Here is a 23,946-nt window from a genome sequence, read left to right as displayed (position 1 = left end):
TGACCAACCTACGAACACGAAGCGATCGCGCTTCAACCAGTCGTCTAGTACGTCAAACCACCCTCTACTGGGGGCGCGTCCTACTGCGATGGTCATTTCACTAAAATCCTCTTTTTTACTAAAATTGCGACGTTTTTGACGTTTTGAGGAATTAACGTTTTTTTGACACTCTCACCAGCTTACATGCTGCTGAGATTCTGAGATGCCGACTTAATCAGCGCCATTTCTCAGTTGTGCCTTCATAATCACCACTTACTGCTAAATTTAGCTTGTGGTAACTTAACGATTCTTAACTTATCACATTTTGCCCGGTTTGCGTCGATCTACGTTAGTAAATCAGGTATCAAACACGAGGCTCTTAATTAATATGAATATCAGAAATTTTACAATTTGACACAGGTTTTCTCAGAAATCTTAAAACTCTAGTCGGAAAACTTGCTTGCAATACATTTTCTTGTGGCAGACTTTTTTTAGGGAAGATATTACGCGAAGTAGGTAGTTCAATGACGGCATCAACAACCATTAACAAAGGCGATCGCTCCGCTACAAACGTTCTGCATCAAAAAGTTCTCGGTTCTCGTCGGTTCAGCAACTACTTGTGGGCAACTATCGTTACCTTTGGGTCTACAGGCTTTTTGCTGGCAGCGATATCCAGTTACCTCAAAGTCAATTTACTCATAGTTAGCGATCCAACTCAACTGGTATTCGTCCCTCAAGGATTGGTAATGGGGTTATATTCCGTTGCTGGCTTTCTTTTAGCCTTATACCTGTGGTTAGTAATTTTATGGGATGTGGGAGGCGGATACAACGAGTTTGATCGCTCAACTGGCAAAATAAAAATTTTCCGCTGGGGATTTCCTGGTAAAAACCGCCGCATTGAGCTTGACTTTGCAACACAAGATGTGCAATCTGTTAGAGTCGATCTCAAAGAAGGTCTAAATCCACGTCGCGCTCTTTACCTGAGAGCTAAAGGTCGCCGAGACATTCCCCTAACACGGGTAGGTCAACCATTATCGCTAACAGAGTTAGAAGTTCAAGGCGCCGAGTTAGCCCGCTTTTTGCAAGTTCCGCTGGAAGGACTTTAAAGAATTTTAGATTTTGGATTTTGCGAAAAGTTCTCGCGCTCGGTTTCCGACGCTCGCGGACTCGCTAACGCTACGCTATCCGATCAAAGCGCATTCTCGAGGGATGCGTGGATTACGTGTCAATCTAAAATCCAACACGCTCTAAATGTCTCGAAAGAACATTAACTATGGTAGGTGTCACGGCAAAGAGTGATTTCAGATAGCATTTTGACGGGTATGCTTAGTATCTGTGTAGTGTTTCATTCCACATGACCGAAGAAGTGGAATAGAAAACTAGCTGAAAATTTTTGTAAGTAACAATGCGCTTAAAAATTCCACAGTTTTTACTTGCTCTAGTGATTGTCGGTGGATTGATGTTGGGGGGATGTTCAGGGCAGCAGTCTGCTTCTAATAACGCTTCCCCATCCTCAAATGCGACCTCAGCAGCTACAGAAGCAAGCACCAAGACAACTACAGAGGCTAGCTCTGTATCTCAAAATACAAATAGTGAGAGTATCCCCGGAATGAAAGATTTACCAAGACTCGAAGGTAAGGCTACTGTGGTGATGACCGTGAAAGGTTCGCCGATTACTATCGAAGTAGACGGCACAAACGCTCCCTACACCGCTGGGAACTTCGTCGATTTGGTGCAACGGGGTGTTTATGATGGGTTATCTTTCCATAGAGTAGTGCGCCAACCACAACCGTTTGTGGCTCAAGGAGGCGATCCCAAAAGTAAAGACCCCAAGACACCAGCACAACTTTTGGGAACTGGTGGTTTTGTTGACCCAAAAACTGGAACTGAGCGCTCTATACCTTTAGAAATTAAGCCAAAAGGTGCCCAGCAGCCAGTATACAGCAAGACGATTACTGAAGCGCCTGTTTTGACACATAAACTTGGTGCGGTAGCAATGGCGCGATCGCAACAACCAGACTCTGCTTCCTCCCAGTTTTATTTTGCACTTGCCGATCTCGCCTTTCTAGATGGTAACTACGCCGTATTTGGCAATGTCACCCAAGGAATGGATGTAGTTAACAAAATTCAGCAAGGCGATCGCATTGACTCTGCTAAAGTCACCCAAGGTGCAGAAAACTTAAAAAATGGCGGGAAGTAAAGATTGGGCAATGGGGAAAAAAGTAATGGGCAATGCGAATTGAACATTCACGCATTGGCAATAAAGTCAAATCTATGATTTATGATTTATGACTTATGCCCCATGACGCGGCTATGCTTCAAGTCGGCATCCCCTTGCGGCAACAGCGAGTGGGGGGAACCCCCAAGACCGCGCTGCCGATGCCTACGCACTGGCTCCCCCATGCCCCATGCCCCATGCCCCATGCCCCATACCCAATTACCAGTTGTCACTGGTATTGGTCTTGTTTCCGCTTTGGGTACAAACTTAGAGGATAGTTGGCAGCAGTTAATTGCTGGTAAATCTGGAATTAAATTACATCAACCATTTCCAGATTTAGAACCACGTCCTCTAGGATTGATTGGTAAGCAACCAGTTGAGTTAAGAATGCTGACGAAGCTGGTTGTTGCTTCAGCGTTGAAAGATGCTCTTTTAGTTCCACCTTTGCCTGATTGTGGCGTTGTCATCGGCTCAAGTCGCAGTCATCAAGCTTCCTGGGAAGAGATGGCAAGGGAGAGGGGGGGACAAGGGGACAAGGGGGACAAGGGGGACAAGGAGGACTGCTTGGAAAAATTTCTCCCTTGTCTCCCCCCTCTTCCTTGTCCCCCCATCCCCCCCTCTCCCCATCCCCCCCTCTCCCCATCCCCCCCTCCTCTTTCTTGGTTGGATACTTTGCCGCATATGAATGCGATCGCCGTAGCGCGACAAATCGGGGCAACAGGGATAGTTTTAGCACCGATGGCTGCATGTGCTACAGGAATTTGGGCGATCGCTCAAGCAGTTTTACTCATCCAAACTGGGCAATGTCAGCGAGTAATTGTCGGCGCAGTCGAAGCACCGATTACACCGCTAACCATAACTGGCTTTCAGCAAATGGGTGCAAGCGCGAAAACTGGGGCTTATCCGTTTGATAAACACCGTGAAGGCTTGGTTTTAGGCGAAGGTGCCGCTGTGTTTGTCTTGGAATCAAGAGAGTTAGCAAAACAGCGTCAAGCAAAAATATATGGTCAAATTCTCGGTTTTGGCTTGACAGCGGATGCATATCATGGTTACGAGCTAGAGCCTGAGGGAAGAAGTGCGATCGCTTGTGTAAAGCAATGTTTAGAACGCAGTCACTTGACCTTCTCGGATATTGATTACATTCATGCTCACGGTACAGCTACCCAGATGAATGACCGCATTGAGAGCATGGTGATACAGCGGTTATTTCCTCAAAATGTAGCAGTTAGTTCGACGAAAGGCGCTACAGGTCATAGTTTAGGAGCATCGGGAGCTTTGGGTGTAGCTTTTTCGCTTATGGCATTAAAGAATCAAATTTTACCGCCTTGTGTAGGGTTGAAAGAGGCTGAATTTGATTTAGATTTCGTAACGACAGCGCGTGAAGCTGAAATTCGGCAAGTGTTATGTTTGAGTTTTGGGTTTGGCGGACAAAATGCGGCGATCGCCTTGGCTAAAGAATCTTAAGATTCACCCAAAAGTCGCACAGTCAAGCGAAGTCCAATTGCATTTCGATTGAGATTGGCTACTTCATAAGCGGCTAAATCTGGTGCATGGATATCGATATCCTGCGATTGGGCATCCTATAAGGTTTCAACATCTTCCTTTGAAGCTTACGCCCAACGTGCGAAAATCGATATCATAATAAAAGTCGATAAAACTTAAAATTTATTTACCAAATGCTGATTTCCTCCTCTGGCTTGTCCAAGGTAAAAGACTCAGTAACAGAAAAAATTTTCTTCGGCAACGAACCCTCTGCCGAGTTACTTGCCATTCTTACGGTTTACTTGGTCCAAGGAATCTTAGGCTTGGGGCGTTTAGCCGTCAGCTTTTTCCTCAAAGATGAACTGGGACTAACTCCGGCTCAGGTTTCTGTACTAATGGGCATTGTCGCCATACCTTGGATTATTAAGCCACTGTTTGGTTTTATGTCCGATGGCTTGCCGATATTTGGCTATCGACGACGCCCATACTTGATTTTATCGGGAATACTCGGAGCAATTTCTTGGGTGAGCCTCGCAACAATTGTTCATACTGCCTGGGCAGCTACTGGTGCGATCGCTCTTAGTTCTTTATCTGTTGCCATCAGTGATGTCATAGTTGACTCACTGGTTGTCGAACGGGCAAGAGGAGAATCTCAAGCAAAAGCTGGTTCCCTACAATCCCTTACCTGGGGTACTGTAGCCTTAGGGGGTTTGATCACGGCTTACTTTAGCGGAATGCTTTTAGAGCATTTCACTACCCGCAATATATTTTTGATGACAGCCTCATTTCCCCTCATCGTTTCCGGGGTAGCTTGGTTGATTGCGGAAACACCCGTAAGCAAAGCCCAACATCATAGGCAGTTCCCCACCCTTCGCACGCGCCAAGACGGGGACTGCCTCACTAACAAAGATAACAACCACAGCAACTCCCCAACAATCAAGCATCAATTAAGCCAATTACGCAAAGCCATTTCTCAAAAAGCGATTTGGCTACCAACAGCGTTTCTCTTCATCTTGCTAGCAACACCAAGCGCTGAATCAGCCTTTTTCTTTTTCACTACTAACGAACTGCACTTTCAACCAGAATTTTTAGGACGAGTTCATCTGGTGACGAGTATTGCTTCTCTAGTTGGTGTCTGGATTTTTCAGCGTTTCCTGAAAACTGTACCGTTTCGCGTCATCTTTGGCTGGAGTACCGTTATTTCCACAGTTTTGGGAATGACAATGCTGCTGCTGGTAACTCACACAAATCGGGCTTTGGGTATAGATGACCACTGGTTTAGTATCGGTGATAATCTCATTATCACAGTGATGGGGCAAATTGCTTATATGCCAGTGTTGGTGCTAGCAGCGAGGCTTTGTCCCCCAGGAGTAGAAGCGACATTATTTGCCCTCTTGATGTCGATCACAAACTTAGGCAAAGTGGTTTCCCAGGAATTAGGGGCAGTCTTAATGCATCAGCTAGGTATTACCGAGACAAACTTCGATGCTATGTGGTTGTTAGTAGTCATTGCTAACCTCAGTCACCTTTTACCATTGCCATTCCTCAGCTGGCTGCCGACTGCGGACTCACTAAAAGAAACAGCAAAAACATTGCCGCCAGCATCAGCAAACAATACAGAAGAAGCGTTTGTCCCTGATTTGATGCCTGAATTGATGATGCGAGAACCAGAGTCAGAACTAGTTGAATAGGAAGGATTAGGAAGAAAGAAGACAAAGAAGACAAGGGATCGCACAAAGCAGTAGGGGCGGGGTTTCCCCGCCCAATGCAATATGATGCGATCGCGCCCAATTTATAATCCTAAATTCCAAATATCAAATATAAAACAAAATTATTATGCAGAGTTTTCAACTTTACGAACACGCTTCGACAATTCCTGATAAATCTTACACTCGCGGAGATTGGCAAGAAGGATATCAATCTCTCAAAGAAGAATTTGATTATTGGATTGATGATGTTGAAGGAGAAATTCCGCCAGAACTAAACGGTACGCTGTTTAGAAATGGTCCGGGATTATTAGATGTAAACGGGCAACACATTCATCATCCGTTTGATGGTGATGGAATGATTAGCCGGATTTCATTCTCCAATGGTCGCGCTCACTTTCGCAACCGTTTTATCCGCACAGAAGCTTATTTAGAAGAACAAAAAGCTGGCAAAATCCTTTATCGCGGTGTCTTTGGTACGCAAAAACCCGGCGGTTGGCTAGCTAATATCTTCGACTTTAAACTGAAAAATATTGCCAACACCAATGTTATTTATTGGGGTGGTAAACTGTTGGCATTGTGGGAAGCAGCAGAACCTCATCTTCTCGATCCCCACACGTTGGAAACTTTAGGTAAAGAACACTTTAACGGTGTTTTGTCAGAAGGTGAAGCTTTCGGCGCACATCCACGCTTAGATCCAAGTTCTGCTAGAGATAACGGTGCTACTTGTTTGGTAAACTTTTCTATCAAGCCGGGACTATCCACGACAATTACAATTTTCGAGTTAGATATAACTGGCAAGATTGTCAGAAAACACGCTCATAGTGTTCCGGGTTTTTGTTTCATCCACGATTTTGTCATTACTCCCAATTACTGCATACTCTTTCAAAATCCCGTTGCCTTTAATCCTATACCTTTCGCTTTGGGAATTCGTGGTGCTGGAGAATGCATTAAGTTTCAGCCAAATCAGCCAACTCAGATTATAATTATTTCCCGCAACCCCCAAGAAAAGGGCGTAAAAATTTTAGAAACTCAATCAGGTTTTGTCTTCCACCACGCCAATGCTTTTGAGCAAGGCGACGAAATTGTTGTAGACTCAATTTGTTACGAATCTTTTCCAGAAGTCGAACCCGAAAGCAATTTTCGCGAAGTTGAGTTTGAGGCACTTTCACCCGGACATTTATGGCGGTTTCATCTCAACCTCAAGGATAAGACGGTGCGACGGGATTTGTTAGCAGACAGGTGTTGTGAGTTTCCCAGCGTGCATCAAGATAAAGTCGGACACCCCTATCGTTATTTATATATGGGTGCAGCTGATGCCAAAACTGGTAATGCACCTTTGCAAGCTTTTGTCAAGGTAGATTTAGAATCTGGGGAAAAACAACTTTGGAGTGCTGCACCGCGTGGGTTTGTCAGTGAGCCGATTTTTGTACCGCGTCCAGGTTCTGACAAAGAAGATGATGGCTGGGTGCTAGCTTTAGTTTACGATTCGACTCATCACCGTTCAGATGTGGTGATTTTAGATGCTAGTGATTTCAATAAAAGACCAGTTGCACGGCTGCATCTAAAACATCATATTCCCTATGGTTTGCATGGTAGCTTTACTTCTGAAGTATTTGCAGCACTTAAATGAGGATAGGTAGATCGCCCATGAAGAGATTTTAGTATTTATCAGGGGCGATCGCTATCCTTGATTTGGTCTAACTATCACACCCATCTTCATCCTCATAAAAATATAATATTTTCTTAACATATTTTCCAGAATGCCTGCTAGAGACACCATCCACGAAATCGTCAAACAAGCCATAATAAAAGATGGATGGAATATCACCGATGATCCCTATGTTATTTCCTATGGCGACCGCTTCTTGTTTGTAGACCTGGGAATACAGGGACGTTTTATTGGGGCTGAACGTGAAAATAGCCAGATTGCGATTGAGATTAAAGAATTTCGAGGTCGAGAAAGCGATCGCTGATTTAGAACAAGCCATAGGACAGTATGTGTTATATCGACTACTGCTTAACAGAGTTGACCCAGAACGAGAAATTTATCTGGCTATTTCTGATATAACCTATGATGAAATATTTAACGAGCCAATTGGTGAAGTTGTGATTAGTGACTTACCAATGCAATTACTGGTTGTAGATGTTGAAAAAATAAAGGTGAAACTATGGATACCGCCGCGCTCCGGGAAGTTGTAAAGCAGGTGATTATTCGCTATGCTCAATTGCGTCCCTCACATGGGAATATCCGACTGGATACCGTGTTTGATGAAACCCAAGATCGTTATGCTCTAATGCAAGTCGGTTGGGATCGGCGGCGGCGAGTTCGAGGAAATCTAATTTACGTAACCTTGCAAGATAGTAAAATTTATGTTGAATATGACGGTATGGAACATGGTATTACCCAAGACTTAATTGATGGGGGAATTCCTGAGTCACAAATCGTACTATCTTTTTTGCCTGAAGCATCAATCGCTATAACTGCTTAAAAGAAAAAAATTCTTAACAAGCGGCGTTGCTGAATGACGGGCACAGATATAACAAGCTATGTCTGTAGGCATCGTGTATTACATTCGATTGAAAAACCTTTTAACTAGTAACTTAGAAAACTAAAATAAGCCTCTGCTAAACGGTATATGTACACAGTCGCGTAATATTGGCTCTTTAGAATGAGGGAACTACAATATTAGCTTTATAAACTGATACCTGTAGATTTACGTGATGTGCGTCATCAAATTTAACTTATGGCTAGTAAAACAGATAAGAAAAGTGCTGCTCATGACGAAGATTCAACTAAAAAAACGTCTCAGAAGAATGCAGCAGATACAACAAATGACAATGGGGATAGCCAAGAGCTAGATTCACTGATTTCTACTTTAGAGGGAGATTTATCTGCATTAGACAACGATGCTGCTTTCAGTTTGCTGGATCATTGGTATGACGCTTTACATAAAGCTTCGGAACCAGAAATCAAAGAAATAGCGACTAACCTCAAGGAATTAAAAAAACTCCTCAAAAGTGGTAAAGCTACTGGTCATGAAATTGGTGAGATAATAAGTGAAATCGGCGAACAAACAGCTGAGGTTTCATCTGATGCACCTAAGGGTTTGAAAACTCCAATCAAAAAATTGGGTACTCAACTGAGAAAAGTAGGCACTTCATTAGGCAAAGCGGAAGATAAAGAGCATATTGAACAGATTGAGTCTTTGGTAGAAACACTTGAAGGCGATTTAACTTCAATTGATTCTGAGACGGCTGTTGGTGCGATCGACGAGTGGTACAATTTGCTTCACAAGTCAGACAATGATAATTACAAAGAAATCGCCAATGAACTTAAGAAACTCAAGCAACTTTTAAAGCGCAGCAATCCGAAAGCTGCTGACATCGGCGAGGTACTCTCCAAACTTGGGGAACAAACTCAAGAAGCTGGAAAAGAAGCTCCACGGGGAATTAAAGGTCCAGTTCAAAGATTGGGTAAACTACTGAGTAAAGCTGGTAAATCTTTTGAGTAATATCATGTCCGTTAAATTAACAGTAATAAAAACACCGTAATTGTGGTAGAGACGTTCAGTCCGGAACGTCTCTACAATGTGTGCGGAACGTTTCTACAATGTGTGTGATTAACCGGACATGATATAAAATCTTTGTTAACAGGATTTAGGCAGTTTGAAGCAAATGCCTGATTATCTAATTCCCAGGTTTAGCCTGGGAAATAGATATAAGTTGCCGAAATTTCACTTGCAAACCATCGTGCGGATGAGGTGTAGGAACCATTATCATATCTAAATTTTGATTGGGCACTAGTTCCCATTCATACTCGCGGATTAAGTTCGCTGCAAACAGCTTCATCTCTAGTTTTGCAAACTCCTTGCCCAAACATTCGCGCATTCCACCGCCAAAAGGTATATAGCTATAGGGTTTTGCTTTCTCTTCAGCTTTTTGTGGGGCAAAGCGTTGCGGTTCAAAGTTATTAGGTTCAGTATATATATTGATATCTTGATGTGTTCTATTTATTTGATAGAGGGCAGACCAGCCTTGGGGAATAAAGTATTGATTAAACTCACACCCCTTAATCACCTCTCGAAAGCCACCACCGACTGGGGGAATCAATCGCAAAGCTTCTTTGATGACTAATTCAAGATAGTTCATCTGCTTGAGATGTTCTAACGTCAGTGATTCCTTAAACCCTAGTTGCTGTTGTTCTGCACGGGCAGTAGCGAGAATGTCTGGATGTTGCGCTAATAAAAGACATAAAGAAGCGATCGCTGATGTCAACGTCTCATGACCAGCAAATAGCAACGTCAACACCTGGTCTTTGAGTTCTTCTAAGCTAAGGCTATTTCCATCTTCGTCCCGCGCTTGCAAAAGTAACCCCAAAGCATCTTCATTTGAATTTGGCTGCTGTTGACGCTGACGCACTATTTCTTCAATTTTCGCTAATAGTTGCTCACGCGCACGCAACGCACGACCAAATTTAGTCCAAGGTAATTGTACAGGGATAGTAAACAAACCTTGACAATATTCTTCAAATAACTCGCCAAAATGACTATCAGCAGTTGCATCTGTACCGACAAACAACTTACACGCAACATCAAAAGTGTATTTTCGCAACTCCGGATACCAAGTCAATGTACCCATCTGCTGCCATTTCTGCAAATAACTGTGGATAATACTCTCCATTGTCGAGGTATATCCTGCCAACGCTCTAGGTTGAAAAACTTGTGATAGCAGCTTGCGTCGCTTTTGATGTATCTCACCCGTCTGCATCGCTAAAGACCCAAGTCCGAGCAAAACTTTGGTACTATGAGGCCAAGTGACAGAAAAATGCTGATTCTCATTCGTAAACAAAAAGCGATTGGCTTCCGCTCCAATCATCATTACAGTCGGACGCCCAAACAGATGGGTTTTGAAAATCGATCCATATCGCTTGTGTCGCTTCTTAGCAAAGTCGCGATCGCGCAAAAAGCTAATTGTCTCACCAATCACGGGCAAACCGAAACTGCCAGGGGGTAAAGGAAGCGATTTCTCTGTCCGGGTGGTTGTCATCGCAGTTTTGCCTCAAAAAATACAATACTGGCTTCTTCTTAGCTTGCCATAAATCTGCGCTCTAGTTTTTTCATTAGCTACATTGCGATAAATCTAACTACAGATAGATAAATAAAACGCCGTAACCATCGTAGAGACGTTCCGGACGGAACGTCTCTACAAATGTTTAATTTCATCTTTTTAGCTATTGTAATATTCTAAACTCTATCAAAAAACTGTAACGAAAGTTACCAAAATTAGGTTTTTTATCAAAAAAAAGGATAGGCTAGCCATATATATGTATTCGGTTCGCGTGGATACCGCGATTGGGAGAAGATTTTATGGTTACAACATCCCGACTACCGCTGGAAACTGCTTCACCAGCGCACATTTGCCCATTTGACCAAGCCTGTAGTTACTTAGAGGCAGCGGCGAAAGAATTAAATTTAGATCCAGGTCTATTAGAAATACTTAGCCACCCGCGTAAAGTAGTTACAGTTTCCATTCCTGTAAAACGGGATAACGGTGAAGTGCAAGTTCTCGCTGGACATCGGGTGCAGCACTGCGATATTTTGGGACCCTACAAAGGTGGCATTCGCTACCATCCGGCGGTGACATTGCGGGAGGTGTCAGCACTGGCAATGTTAATGACCTGGAAATGTGCGTTGCTAGGTATTCCCTACGGTGGTGGTAAGGGAGGTATTGCGATAGATCCAAAACGTTACAGCGTCGGCGAATTAGAACGAATTACCCGGCGTTACATGAGCGAGTTGATTAAAGATATCGGTCCGAGTGTGGATATACCTGCACCAGACATGGGTACTTCAGCCCGTGAGATGGCTTGGATGATGGATACCTACTCTGTAAATGTTGGTCATGCTGTGCCTGGGGTTGTGACTGGTAAACCGCTTTCGATTGGTGGTTCGCGGGGACGGGAAATGGCAACCGGACGCGGTGTAATGATTGTAGTACGTGAGGCGTTAGGCGATCGCTCTCAATCCCTAGTTAATGCGCGGATAGTAATTCAAGGTTTTGGTAATGTCGGTAGTGCAGCAGCTTTATTGCTACATGAAGCCGGAGCGAAAGTTATCGCCGTTTCCACAGGTTCAGGAGGAGTTTTTTCGGAAACTGGTCTTGATATCCTTGCATTGAAAGCTTATGCTGCCCAGAACCGTAAAAGTCTTGTTGGTTTCCCGCAAGCATCACCAATTACCAATGACGAGTTACTAACTTTACCTTGTGATGTGCTAATTCCGGCAGCTTTGGAAAATCAAATCACTGAGAAAAATGTGAATCAAATCCAAGCCAAAATTGTTGCAGAAGCGGCTAATGGTCCTGTGACGCTTGAGGCAGATAGATCGCTAGAAGCGCGGGGTGTAACCGTATTACCGGATATTTTAGCGAATGCGGGCGGTGTTGTGGTGAGTTATTTGGAGTGGGTACAAGGTCTTTCTTACCTATTTTGGGATGAGGAACGTGTCAATCGAGAAATGGAACAGTTAATGGTGCAAGCTTACGTAAGAGTGATACAACAATCGAAGGTGCAGCAAATTCCTTTGCGGTTAGCAGCTTACACCCTGGGGGTTGGTCGTGTAGCGCAAGCATTGAGCGATCGCGGACTTTATCCTTAAATTCAACGTATTGTAGAGACGTTCCGAACCGAACGTCTCTACGATTTACGGTTATGCAGCGCCTTAATTATGATTATTGCATCATGTTTAACTCTTCACGAGGAAACCCAAATTCAACGGCTTTATTAATCGAATTGCGTGCTTCTTGAGTTCTTCCCAATTTATCTAAAGCATATCCTCGGTTAGCCCAAACATAAGGATCTTTCGGTTGAAGTTCTTTGGCTTTATCAAAAGCAACCAACGCTTCATCGTAGCGGTTTAACTCTAACAGCACTGTCCCCTTGTTCACCCAAGCATCATATGAGTCATATCTGCGTTCAATTGCTTTTTCAAACGATTTTAAGGCTTCGTCATAGTCTTTAATATATTGTGCCAGCAAACTTCCTCGCGTAAACCATACTTGATAATCTTGAGGACGGATATTACTGGCTCGATTAAAAGCTAAAAGTGCATCTTGAGGTTTTCCTAAACCACCAAGGGCATTACCTTTACCAAGTAAAGCTTCATAAAAATTATTGTCTATTTTCAGCGCTTTTTCAAAAGAAGCAAGCGCTTCGGGAAGACGGTTTAATTTTAGTAAGACAGATCCTTTCTCTGTCAAAGCAAGCACATCGTTCGGCTTTCTTCTGAGAAGATCGTCGTAAGATGATACTGCTTCTTCATAGTATGTCTTTGCAGCTTGCGGTCCTTGCAAAAGTTCTGTAACCAAACCTATTTGCTGCCAAATACTTGGTTCATCAGGATTGATTTGCTTCAGTTTTTCTAGAGAATCTGAAGCTTCTTTATACTTATTTAAACCAATATAAGCTAATCCCTTTCCACTCCAAGCTTCCGGATTATTTGGGTTAATTTCAAGTACGTTTTCATGTACTTCTAAAGCTTCTCTATATCTGCGTAATTTATATAAAGCTTTACCTTTATTATTTAAGGTTTTTGGATCGTTAGGTTCAAAAAAGAGCGATTTATTATAAGATTCTAAGGCTTGCAAATCGCGACCTACACTTAAAAAAGCATCACCTCTTCCTTTCCAAGCTGCGGCAGAGTTGGGATTTATTGCTATCAGGTTTTGAAATTGTTCGAGAGCTTTCTCTGGTTGACGTATATCCAGTAAACGATTACCTTGATAAGAATAATATAAAGGTCTAATAAATGGATGAATAAATTCTATCAATAATGCGATCGCCCCTAATGCTGTCACTACAATTGTGATTTTCCCCCATTTTGACCCTGGTAAAGTAGTGAGTGCTGTCTTATTATTAGATGTTGGTGGTTGAGTATTTAAATTATTATTAGGAAGATTACTTTGACTGAAAGTTGCAAGTTCCGGTATGTTGAAAGGATTTCTTGTATTTGCATTATAAGCTTCGTATAAACTACGGATAAAATCCTGTTCGTTGATTGCTGTAAAGCCACTCAAATCATTGAGAACATCTTCTACAGATTGATAACGTTGTTCAGGATTGCGGTAGACCATTTTTGTTAAAATGGCAGCTAAAGATTCATCAATATCAAGCCCATTAACCCATATAATGTTGTCTTTTTCATCCCGTTTTAAATTTTTGGGTGCTATTTTAGTTAAAAGCTGGATTGCCGTAATACCCAAACCGTATATGTCACTGTGAAAACCTGGTTTTCCTGCCATTTGTTCTGGAGGTGCATATCCACTAGTTCCAATCATTGTCTGGGTATGCTGTTCGTGAGGAGATGAGTAGTTAATGTCTAATTGTTTGACAGCACCAAAGTCAATTAAGACAAACTTCTTGTCTTCCTCCCTTCTCATCACATTCGGAGGTTTTATATCACGATGAATAACATTTATTTGATGCAGATATTTTAAAATAGAGAGAATTTCTCGTAAAAAATTAACAACTCTTGGCTGTGTCCATTGCTGACCAATTAGATTTTGTAGAGCTTCACCATGTATATATTCTTGAACTAAATAATAATTTATTTGTCCATTTTTTTCATCTTCAAAATAATTAAAATATTTTGGTATCTGTTGCTTTTGTTGCAAATATTTCAAAATAGCAACTTCTCTTTTAAATAAGAGTTTTGCCGTTTCAATAATATCTGAGTTTTGCGGATAGAGTTGTTTAACTACACAAGGACAGTTGGATGACATAGTATCTTGAGCAAGATAGGTTATACCAAAGCCTCCTCTTGCTAATTCTTTTATAATCTTGTAACGTCCAACTAGTAATATTTCCTTCTGTTTCGTCATTTTTAGTTAACTTAGTTTTTGATGCTCAAGCGATATTGTTTAACTAAGCATTTTGAGCGCAATCATTTGTATAATTTTATGCTCCTCATCTTTGGCACGTACATAGAAATAAACTTATTTATATAATCCGTATCTAAATTTTCTCTGAAGTTACGACCATATATTATTTTCAGCTTAACAAATAATTAATTTTTAGTTTTAATTTACAGCAAATAAAACACACTTCTACGTTTTTACCCTCAGGGGTGAGTTAAATTTTATTATGATTCTAGTGACTATAAATAACAATATGTGGTAAATAAACTTTAACTAAAATTAATCATAGTCTGTTCAGTTTTATACAGCGATCGCCTTGAATAACAATTTTGCTGAGGAGTACATAATACTATGATTCTGGGCAGGCATAACAGGGGCTTGAATTTAGCTGCTTTGTTGACCATCGAGGCGTTAATCACCTTCTCTAGTCATAAAGCCTTAGCTGAAAGCTTTCCTGATGAACTTCTAGAAGTTGAAATACCTTTTCAGGAATTTTTGACTCCTGCTTATAACACTACAACATCGCCTATTATTCTATCTCAAGTTCCCAACCCTGTTCCACCGCTACCACCAACAAGACAGCCAAGTCCCAATCCTGTTCGACCGCTACCACCACCACCACAACCAATCCCAACTCCCCAGCCATTACCAGAAATTCCTCTTGATGAAACTCCAGTAAAACCTCCTTCATCTGAACCACGCCCAGAGATTCCTGGAAGTATCACCGTCAAAAGCTTTGAGTTTGAAGGTAACACAGCATTTAATGACGAAAAGTTAAGAAAAGTTACAGAGGAATTTACCAATACACCGATTACCTTCGCGCAACTGCTACAAGTTGAAGCTGTAATCACAAAGCTCTACACTGATGCTGGGTACATCAATTCGGGTGCTTTTATCCCAGCTGACCAAGCTTTTTCTAGAGAGGGTGCAGTAGTCAAAATTGAGGTTGTTGAAGGTGGAATAGAAGACATTAAAATAACAGGTAATCGACGCTTAAATTCAGAATACATCCGCAGTCGAATCAGACTTGGTGTCTCTAAACCTTTGAATCGAAACCGTTTGTTGAAAGCGCTGCAAGTACTGCAAAATAACCCCTTGATTCAAAATCTTTCGGTTGAATTGTCTGTGGGATCGCGTCCGGAACAGAGTTTACTGGAAGTCAAGGTAATAGAAGCAGACTCGTTTAGAACAGAATTTTTTGTTGATAATGGTCGTGTTCCGACTGTGGGTAGTTTTCGCAGGGGTGTGCGGATTAACGAAGGCAATTTATTTGGGTTTGGCGATCGCGCAACTGCCATATATACTAATACCGATGGCAGTAACACTTTGGATTTGAGTTACTCAGTACCGCTCAATCCTCGTAATGGTACACTTACTTTATCTGGCGGATTTGCAGACACTAACGTCATTGAACCACCTTTCGATCGCATTGATATCGTAGGTGACTATTTTTATGTAGATTTGAGTTACCGCCAGCCGATAATCGAAACTGCTACCCAAGAATTAGCACTAGGTCTATCCTTATCTCGACAGCAAAGCCAAACTCAAATTTTAGGAGAAAACTTTCCCCTTTCTTTTGGAGCTGATAATAGTGGGGAAACTCGCTTATCAACGTTGCGGTTTTTTCAGGAATATACACAACGCACTCCCCAGCAAGTTTTAGCTTTTCGTTCTCAATTTAGTCTTGGGGTAGGGTTGTTTGATGCTACCGTCAACAGCCAACCTCCTGATAGTCGGTATTTTTCTTGGAGGGGACAAGGACAGTATGTGCGACTTTTAGCACCGGACACATTGTTTGTATTTCGTTCTGACGCACAGTTGGCAACGAGATCCCTAGTACCTTTAGAGCAATTTAGCATTGGAGGTTTGCAAAGCGTCCGGGGTTATCGTCAAGATCAGCTTTTAGTTGATAATGGCTTTTTTGCTTCAGCGGAAGTTAGATTACCGATTCTGCGGGTAAATCAGGTAGACGGAGTATTGCAAATAGTGCCCTTTATCGATTTTGGTATTGGCTGGAATAGTTCAGGTTATCGCAATCCAGATCCGAATACTTTGGTGGGTACGGGGGTAGGTTTGCAATGGCAAATGGGCAACCAGCTTAATGCGCGTCTTGATTATGGTTTTCCCTTAATTGATGTTAATTCGAGCGATCGTACTTTGCAAGAGCAAGGTTTGTATTTTTCAGTTAATTACAGTCCTTTTTAAAATTTATTCCCAAAAAATATGATGAAATATTGGAAAACGCTTTTTCTCTTGACTGCGTGTTGCACTCTGGGTTTGATGACCACCGTTAGAGCGCAAATCACTCCAGATAACAGTTTGGGAGCAGAAAGTTCGAGCATTGGTCCTGATAATATTCAAGGTATTTCGTTTGATAGGATTCGTGGGGGTGCGACTCGCGGGGCAAATCTCTTCCACAGTTTTGGGGAATTCAACGTTAATAATGGACAGTTAGTCTATTTTTCAAATCCAGCGGGAATCGCAAATATTCTTACTCGCGTCACTGGGGTAAATCGCTCTAACATTTTGGGGACATTAGGTGTATTAGGTAACGCCAATCTTTTCTTGATAAATCCCAACGGAATTTTCTTTGGACCCAATGCCCGTTTGGATCTAGGTGGTTCATTTTTCGGAAGTACGGCAAACAGTCTTATATTTGACAACGGATTTGAATTTAGTGCTACCAACCCCCAAGCACCACCTTTATTAACTGTGAATATTCCCATTGGCTTGCGATTTAGGGATAATCCGGGAAATATTACTAATCAATCTGTGGTGCAGGATATCACTGGTTTTCCTGTAGGTCTTCAGGTAAATCCAGGAAACTCCTTGGCGCTAGTAGGTGGTAACGTCAGTTTAGAACAGGGTGGAAGCCTGACAGCAGCAGGTGGAAAAATTGAGTTAGGAGGATTGACAGGAGCGGGAACTGTAGGATTAGAGACTACTGGCAATACGTTTAAGTTGAACTTCCCAGCCAATAGTTCACTCTCGAATGTCAGTTTAGCTGATGAAGCACAAGCAACCGTGCGGGGCAATGGGGGAGGAGACATTGCAGTTAACGCCAATATCTTTACAGCAACCAATGGTGGACAATTGGTAGCCGGTGTTGAAGGTATCGCAACAAGAAACGGAGGCGATATTACTGTCAATTCCAATGATATATCCTTTGATGGGGTATCAAGCAATGGATTTACTTCTGGAATTTTCAACAATGTGCAAGGGAATGCTACAAATAACGCTAACGCTGGTGGTATTGACATTACTACAAAAACACTTTCTCTCTTCAATGGTGCTACAATCAATGCCGTTACATTTGGCAGAGGAAATGCTGGCACAGTCAAAATTCAAGCTAGCGATATCTCTTTTGATGGGGTAGGAAGAACTGGATTTCCTTCAGGAATCTTCAGCACCGTGCAAGGGAATGCTGTCGGCAATGCAGGTGGTATTGATATCACCACACAAACACTTTCTCTCTTTAATGGCGCGGTTGTAAATGCTAGCACTTTTGCCACGGGAGACGCAGGTAGGATAAAAATCCAAGCTAGCGATATCTCTGTTGATGGGGTAGGAAGTACTGGATTTTCTTCTGGAATTTTCAGCACCGTGCAAGAGAACGGTGTAGGCAATGGAGGTGGTATTGACATCACTACAGGAACACTTTCTTTGAGAAATGGTGCTGCAATTAATGCCATTACATTTGGCAGAGGAAATGCAGGGAGTGTGAAAATTCAAGCTAGCGATATCTCTGTTGATGGGGTAGGAAGTACTGGATTTTCTTCTGGAATTTTCAGCACCGTGCAAGGGAATGCTGAAGGCAACGCAGGTGGTATCGACATCACTACAGGAACACTTTCTCTCTTTAATGGCGCGGTTATAAATGCCAGCACTTTTGCCACAGGAGACGCAGGCACAGTCAAAATCCAAGCTAGCGATAGTATCACAGCTTCGGGGGTAGGAAGCAATGAAGTTACCAGTAGTATCCGAAGTAATGTGCAATCTGGAGCTAGGGGAGACGCAGGTGGTATTGACATTTCTACAAAAAACTTATTTTTCACCAATGGCGCTGAAATTACTGCCAACACTTTTGGTAATGGAAATGCAGGCACAGTTAAAATTCAAGCTAGCGATATCTCTTTTGATGGAGTATCAAGCAATGGATTTACCTCTGGAATTTTCAACAATGTGGAAGGGGATGCTGTAGGCAACGCTGGTGGCATTGACATCACTACACAAACACTTTCTCTCTTGAATGGCGCGGCTTTAACTGCCAGCACCTTTAACGAGGGAAATGCAGGGAGTGTGAAAATTCAAGCCTCTGATATCTCCTTAAATGGAGTAGGAAGCAATGGACGTTCTTCTGGAATCTTCAGCAGTGTGGCAGAGAACGGTAGAGGTAACGCTGGTGGTATTGACATTAGCACAGGAACACTTTCTCTCTTAGATGGCGCTCAAATTGGTGCTGGCATCTTTGGCACGGGAAATGCAGGCAACGTAACGATTAATGCGAGCGATCGCGTATCTTTTGCTGGCTTCGGTAGTGGTGCATTCAGCGCAGTGGAGTCAGGAGCCAGCGGTGATGCGGGCAACATTATCATCAACGCAGCTTCTATCTTTTTAGACGATCGCGCTGTATTAAGAACGACAAATGGAAGTAATGGATTTGCCGGAGATATTACTCTCAATGCCCGTGACCAAGTTTCCATTACAAACAACAGTACAATTTCTAGTGATGGCAATTTAGGACGCATTTTTATTGGCAGTCAATCAGGTAGAACAGATGCCTTATCTTTAATACCAAACATTATTAACATCGATAACTCAACCCTGAGTACCACTAATAATAGCACTGGATTTGCCGGAGATATCACTCTCAATGCTCGCGCTCAAGTTTCGATTACAAATAGTACAGTTTCTAGTGAAGGTAATTTAGGAAGCATTTTTATTGGTTCATCAGACACAACAAATGCCTTATCTGTCTTGCCCAGTCGCATTAATATTGATAATTCGACGCTAAATACTACTAATAGCAACACTGATTTTGCCGGAAATATCAGGCTGAATGCCCGCGATGAAATCTTCATTAAAGATAGTACAATTTCGAGTAACGGCAATTTTGGGCAGATTTTTATTGGCGATGCAAACTCCTTTTTACCAGCGTTGGTGAGGATTGAAGGTGCCAACACTCGATTAAGTACTGAAAACAACACCGCACCAGAGCAAAATGCCGGCTCGATCAATATCGCTGCTGGGAGAGTGGTCATGAACTTAGGAGAAGTCAGTTCTAACACCTCTGGCTCTGGTCGGGCAGGCGATATTTCTGTACAGGCTAGTGGCTCTGTAGAATTTGTGGATAATGCCCTGTTTAGCAACGTGCTAAGTGGAGCGCAAAATAGTCAGGCAGGTGACATCACTATCAAAGCTGGCTCATTTTCTTTGCTTAATGGTGGACAACTTCAATCCCGTGTTCTTCGCGGTGGGCAGGGAAGTGCTGGCAATGTGACGATTGATGTTCAGGGTGGTACTGTTAGGATTGTTGGTGCTAACCCACAAGGATTTCCTAGTGGTATTTTTAACGATGTAGAGTTAACAGACAGCAGTAATGCGGGCGATATTATCATCAACGCTGCTTCTATCTTTTTAGATGATGGCGCTCTATTGAGAACAAGAAATGCAAGTAATGGATTAGCCGGAGATATTACTCTCAATGCCCGTGACCAAGTTTCTATAGACCGAAGCACCATCGAAAGTACTGGACAAGAAGGACGCATTTTTATTGGTCAATCTATAAATAATGCCCCAGCTTTTGTACCGAGTAGCATTAACATCAATAACTCGACGGTGAGTACTACTAACTCTGGCACTACATTTGCTGGAGATATTGCGCTAAATGCCCGTGACCAAGTTTCTCTCAACCAAAGCACTATTGAGAGCAATGGTAACTTTGGGTTCATATTTATTGGCAAAAATGACACATATGGAGACAGAACTTCCTCACCCAGAGTAGTAAAGCTCGAAGGTTCTTCTTTAAGTGCGACAAATGATAATATTACAGGTGCTGATGATACGCCATTCAATGCTGGGAATATATCGATTGATGCTATCGATAGTATTTCGCTAAACAATCAGTCTTTTATCCAAGCTTTAACTCGGCGTAGAGGAAATGCAGGCAACGTGACGCTTCGGGCAGAAAATGGAGATATCTCCCTTGCTGGTGGAAGTTACATCTTCAGTACGGTGGAGTCTGGAGGAACGGGCAATGCGGGGAAAATTGATGTTATCACCAGAAATCTTTCCCTGACTGATGGTTCTGAACTGCAAACTTTAGTTCGCGCCGGACAACAGGGCGATGCTGGTAACATCACCGTTCAAGCGAGTGGGAATGTTTCCTTTTCTGGGTTTAATAATATTGATCTCGGAGGCAATTCAGGCTTATTCCCCAGTGGTATTTTTAGCCAAGTGCAGTCAGCAGCAACAGGTAGCGGTGGTGACATTAAAATCACTGCTAAAAACCTTTCTTTAAATAATAGCGCCCAAATAAATGCCAGCACTTTTGGAATAGGAAATGCAGGAAATGTATCAGTGCGAGTAGATGACGCGATCGCCCTTGGTAACTCCAGCGAAATCACGAGCCTTGTCGGACCAGGAGGGGAAGGAATTGGCGGTGATATCGATATTCGTGGGCGATCGCTCACCCTCACAGGGGGAAGTCAGATAGGTACAGTTCTTTTAGCTGAAGGAAATGGTTTAAGTGGTGGAAAAGGAAGAGCCGGAAATATTGATATAAATGCCACGGATTTTGTCAATATTTTTGGTGTCGGTATAACAGGATTCTCTAGTGGATTGTTTGCCAGTGCTGAAACAGGAACAACCGCAATCAGTCCTCAAGCGGCGGGAAATATTAATCTTACCACTGGTGACTTTCGCATAGCAGATGGCGCGGTAGTTGATGCATTGACTTCTAACTCTGGTGACGCTGGAAACATCACCATCAACGCCAAGACCTTTACAGCTAATGGTGGTGGACAAGTAATCACAACTACTTTTAACAGTGGAAGTGCTGGAGACATCAATCTGAATATCCGCGATCGTATTACGATTTCTGGTAGCGACCCTAACTATAACCAACGAATTGAAGGAACTTTTGACAATCAGGGAGCGGCAAGCGGTATATTTGCTAACACTGCTTCTGGCTCTACAGGTAATGGGGGAAATATCACCATTCAACCTAGGCAGAATAGCCGACCAAGAATTGCGATCGCCGATGGTGGTGAGGTAACGGTAGATAGTCTGGGTCAGGGTGTCGGCGGTGAAATTTCCATTACGGGAAATAGCTTAACCCTCGATCGCGGAACTATCAGCGCCTCAACTGCCTCAGCTGACGGTGGTAACATCAATTTGAGATTACGCAACTTTCTGCGGTTGCAAAATGAAAGTCTCATTTCTGCCAACGCAGGCGGGCAACAAAATGGTGGAAACGGCGGTAACATCAGAATTAATACGCCCTTCATTGTCGCTTTTCCTCAAAATAATGACATTATCGCTAATGCTCGTAGCGGTAGCGGTGGACAAGTCACAACTAATGCTACTCTGTTTGGTATAGTTCCTCGTACTCGCGCAGACCTTGAGAGACTCGGTGTTCCTTCTTTAGATCCGAGAAATCTATCCACAAGTGACATCACTGCCTTTTCAGAGCAAAATTCCAACTTTGGTGATAACGTACTAGTGAATTCCCCAGATGTTGACCCCAGTCGCGGGTTAGTTGAATTACCAGAAACTGTCAGTGACCCCACACAGAGAATTGCTCAAAATCCCTGTCAACAAGGCATAGGGAATGAATTTGTTGTCACCGGACGTGGCGGGTTTCCAACAAATCCCAATCAAACTCTCAGTAGTGATAATGTTCGCGTTGATTTGCTACAACCTGTCGCCAGTACGGTCTATTCTCGTAGTGCAGCTATAAAACCTGCAACCAATCCGACTGCTACCCGCGTACCTGCTCAAGGATGGATATTTAACGATAAAGGTCAGGTAGTTCTCACCGCATACGATCCTACTAATACTGGCTCGCAACGTTCTTTTAGCACTGCTGCTTGTCCTGCGCGTTAATATTTTTTGACATTTATCTTGACAATAAAAAAATAATCTGGTAAAGACATAAAAAGGTCATATGATATGAAACAGAGTTGGAAAACGCTCTTTCTGTTAACCTTGCCCCTAACGACCTGTTGTACTCTTGGTTCGATAACCAGCGCGAAAGCGCAAATCACTCCAGATAACAGTTTGGGTGCAGAAAGTTCGAGCATTGGTCCTGATAATATTCAAGGTATTTCCTTCGATCGGATTCGTGGGGGTGCAACTCGCGGGGCAAATCTGTTCCACAGTTTTCAGGAATTCAACGTTGGGAATGGACAGTTAGTATATTTTTCAAATCCAGCGGGAATCGCAAACATTCTTACTCGCGTTACTGGGGTAAATCGCTCCAACATTTTGGGGACATTAGGTGTATTGGGTAACGCCAATCTTTTCTTGATTAATCCCAACGGAATTTTCTTTGGACCAAATGCTCGTTTAAATATTGGTGGTTCATTTTTTGCCACCACCGCTGATAGTTTCTTGTTTGAGAACGGATTGGAATTTAGCGCTACCAACCCCATCGCACCATTATTAACAGTGAATATTCCCATTGGTTTGCGATTTCGGGATAATCCGGGAAATATTACTAATCAATCTGTGGTGCGGGATAACACTCGTTCTACTGTAGGTCTTCGGGTAAATCCAGGAAACTCCTTGGCGCTAGTAGGTGGTAACGTCAGTTTAGAACAGGGTGGGAGACTGACAGCAGCAGGAGGAAGAATTGAGTTAGGAGGATTGGCAGGAGCGGGAACTGTAGGATTAGAGACTACTGGCAATACGTTTAAGTTGAACTTCCCAGCCAATAGTTCGCTCTCGAATGTCACTTTAGCCAATGATGCACTAGCAGCCGTGCTGGGCAATGGGGGAGGCGACATTGCAGTTAACGCCAATATCTTTACAGCAACCAATGGTGGGCGACTGGTAGGCGGTACACGAGGCGGAGGAAACGGAGGCAATATCACCGTCAATTCCAATGAGTTCAACATCTCTGGTGTGGGACCGCAAACTGGATTTGGGGCTGGAATCTACCAACAAGTAATAGGTAATGACTCTAGTAATGCAGGTAATATTACCGTCAATACCAAATCCTTTAATGCTTCATCAGGCGGGCAGTTGCAAAACAGTGTACTGTCTGGAGCAGTAGGTAATGCGGGTAACATCGAATTAAACACTAACAACCTGATTTTCAGCAACGCTCAAATAAATTCCAACACCTTTGGCAGAGGAAATGCAGGCAACGTGACGCTTCGGGCAGAAAACGGAGATATCTCGCTTGCTGGTAGGAGTATCATCTTCAGTACGGTGGAGTCTGGAGGAACGGGCAATGCGGGCGCAATTGATGTTACTACCAGAAATCTTACCCTGACTGATGGTTCTCAACTGCAAACTTCAGTTCGTGCTGGTGGACAACAGGGTAATGCTGGTAACATTACCGTTCAAGCTAGTGGCACTGTTAGAATTGCTGGTCGCGATTCATCACAAGAAAATCCAAATCCTAGTGGTATTTTTAGC

At 42.9% G+C, this 23,946-nt stretch carries 16 protein-coding genes; 13 read left to right on the top strand and 3 right to left on the bottom strand.

The features are described 5' to 3' along the window. The first annotated feature begins 503 nt into the window (after positions 1-503). Both PI95_RS10960 and PI95_RS10955 read left to right on the top strand, forming a co-directional pair. Positions 504-1,085, top strand: a complete 582-nt coding sequence (locus tag PI95_RS10960) for a photosystem I assembly protein Ycf4 (protein ID WP_039748021.1) — start codon at positions 504-506, stop codon at positions 1,083-1,085. A gap of 299 nt (positions 1,086-1,384) precedes the next feature. Then, entirely contained in the window at positions 1,385-2,179 is a 795-nt protein-coding gene (locus PI95_RS10955; protein ID WP_039748022.1) for a peptidylprolyl isomerase, read from the top strand. A gap of 86 nt (positions 2,180-2,265) precedes the next feature. On the opposite strand, the gene PI95_RS10950 is transcribed toward PI95_RS10955, so the two are convergent. Further along, the gene (locus tag PI95_RS10950; protein ID WP_163518792.1) at positions 2,266-2,403 is read right to left on the bottom strand and encodes a hypothetical protein; all 138 of its coding nucleotides are present in this window, start codon (positions 2,401-2,403) and stop codon (positions 2,266-2,268) included. On the opposite strand from PI95_RS10950, the gene PI95_RS10945 reads away from it, so the two are divergent. From PI95_RS10945 to PI95_RS10920, 7 genes are all read left to right on the top strand, one after another. After that, positions 2,402-3,661 carry a beta-ketoacyl-ACP synthase gene (locus tag PI95_RS10945; protein WP_039748024.1) on the top strand — a complete coding sequence of 420 codons (1,260 nt, stop codon included), beginning with the start codon at positions 2,402-2,404 and terminating at the stop codon, positions 3,659-3,661. The two genes, PI95_RS10950 and PI95_RS10945, sit on opposite strands and share 2 nt — an antisense overlap. Positions 3,662-3,873: 212 nt before the next feature. After that, on the top strand, positions 3,874-5,370 hold the full coding sequence (locus PI95_RS10940) for a folate/biopterin family MFS transporter (RefSeq protein ID WP_039748026.1): 1,497 nt from the start codon (positions 3,874-3,876) through the stop codon (positions 5,368-5,370). Between the two features lie 145 nt (positions 5,371-5,515). Next, positions 5,516-7,018: a carotenoid oxygenase family protein gene (locus PI95_RS10935; protein ID WP_039748028.1), complete on the top strand. Its 1,503-nt coding sequence runs from the start codon at positions 5,516-5,518 to the stop codon at positions 7,016-7,018. Between the two features lie 130 nt (positions 7,019-7,148). Continuing rightward, positions 7,149-7,361 (top strand): element excision factor XisH family protein, encoded by a 213-nt coding sequence (locus PI95_RS35855; protein WP_236117025.1) that lies wholly within the window; start codon positions 7,149-7,151, stop codon positions 7,359-7,361. Continuing rightward, positions 7,321-7,587, top strand: a complete 267-nt coding sequence (locus PI95_RS35850) for an element excision factor XisH family protein (protein WP_236117024.1) — start codon at positions 7,321-7,323, stop codon at positions 7,585-7,587. The genes PI95_RS35855 and PI95_RS35850 overlap by 41 nt, the downstream gene beginning before the upstream one ends. Continuing rightward, the gene (locus PI95_RS10925; RefSeq protein ID WP_039748030.1) at positions 7,557-7,877 is read left to right on the top strand and encodes a XisI protein; all 321 of its coding nucleotides are present in this window, start codon (positions 7,557-7,559) and stop codon (positions 7,875-7,877) included. The genes PI95_RS35850 and PI95_RS10925 overlap by 31 nt, the downstream gene beginning before the upstream one ends. A gap of 255 nt (positions 7,878-8,132) precedes the next feature. Next, positions 8,133-8,900 carry a hypothetical protein gene (locus PI95_RS10920; RefSeq protein ID WP_039748032.1) on the top strand — a complete coding sequence of 256 codons (768 nt, stop codon included), beginning with the start codon at positions 8,133-8,135 and terminating at the stop codon, positions 8,898-8,900. Positions 8,901-9,075: 175 nt separating this feature from the next. Here PI95_RS10920 and PI95_RS10915 read toward each other — a convergent pair whose 3' ends face one another. Beyond that, complete coding sequence (locus tag PI95_RS10915; protein ID WP_039748033.1) at positions 9,076-10,434, bottom strand: cytochrome P450; 1,359 nt, start codon at positions 10,432-10,434, stop codon at positions 9,076-9,078. 320 nt (positions 10,435-10,754) lie between these two features. Between PI95_RS10915 and PI95_RS10910 the strand changes: the two genes are divergently transcribed. Then, complete coding sequence (locus PI95_RS10910; protein WP_039748035.1) at positions 10,755-12,044, top strand: Glu/Leu/Phe/Val family dehydrogenase; 1,290 nt, start codon at positions 10,755-10,757, stop codon at positions 12,042-12,044. A 73-nt stretch (positions 12,045-12,117) separates the two neighbouring features. On the opposite strand, the gene PI95_RS10905 is transcribed toward PI95_RS10910, so the two are convergent. Beyond that, a complete protein-coding gene (locus PI95_RS10905) occupies positions 12,118-14,265 on the bottom strand; it encodes a serine/threonine-protein kinase (RefSeq protein WP_039748037.1) in 2,148 nt (715 codons plus the stop codon). 387 nt (positions 14,266-14,652) lie between these two features. On the opposite strand from PI95_RS10905, the gene PI95_RS10900 reads away from it, so the two are divergent. The 3 genes from PI95_RS10900 to PI95_RS10890 form a co-directional block, all read left to right on the top strand. Next, positions 14,653-16,506 carry a ShlB/FhaC/HecB family hemolysin secretion/activation protein gene (locus PI95_RS10900; RefSeq protein ID WP_039748039.1) on the top strand — a complete coding sequence of 618 codons (1,854 nt, stop codon included), beginning with the start codon at positions 14,653-14,655 and terminating at the stop codon, positions 16,504-16,506. A 75-nt stretch (positions 16,507-16,581) separates the two neighbouring features. Then, a complete protein-coding gene (locus tag PI95_RS10895) occupies positions 16,582-22,407 on the top strand; it encodes a two-partner secretion domain-containing protein (protein WP_163518791.1) in 5,826 nt (1,941 codons plus the stop codon). 66 nt (positions 22,408-22,473) lie between these two features. After that, the coding region (locus PI95_RS10890) for a two-partner secretion domain-containing protein (RefSeq protein WP_163518790.1) at positions 22,474-23,946 on the top strand (1,473 nt) is incomplete at its 3' end.

The organism is Hassallia byssoidea VB512170, from assembly GCF_000817785.2.
Taxonomy (GTDB): domain Bacteria; phylum Cyanobacteriota; class Cyanobacteriia; order Cyanobacteriales; family Nostocaceae; genus Hassallia; species Hassallia carrinoi.
This window is presented reverse-complemented; position numbering and strand designations above follow the sequence as displayed.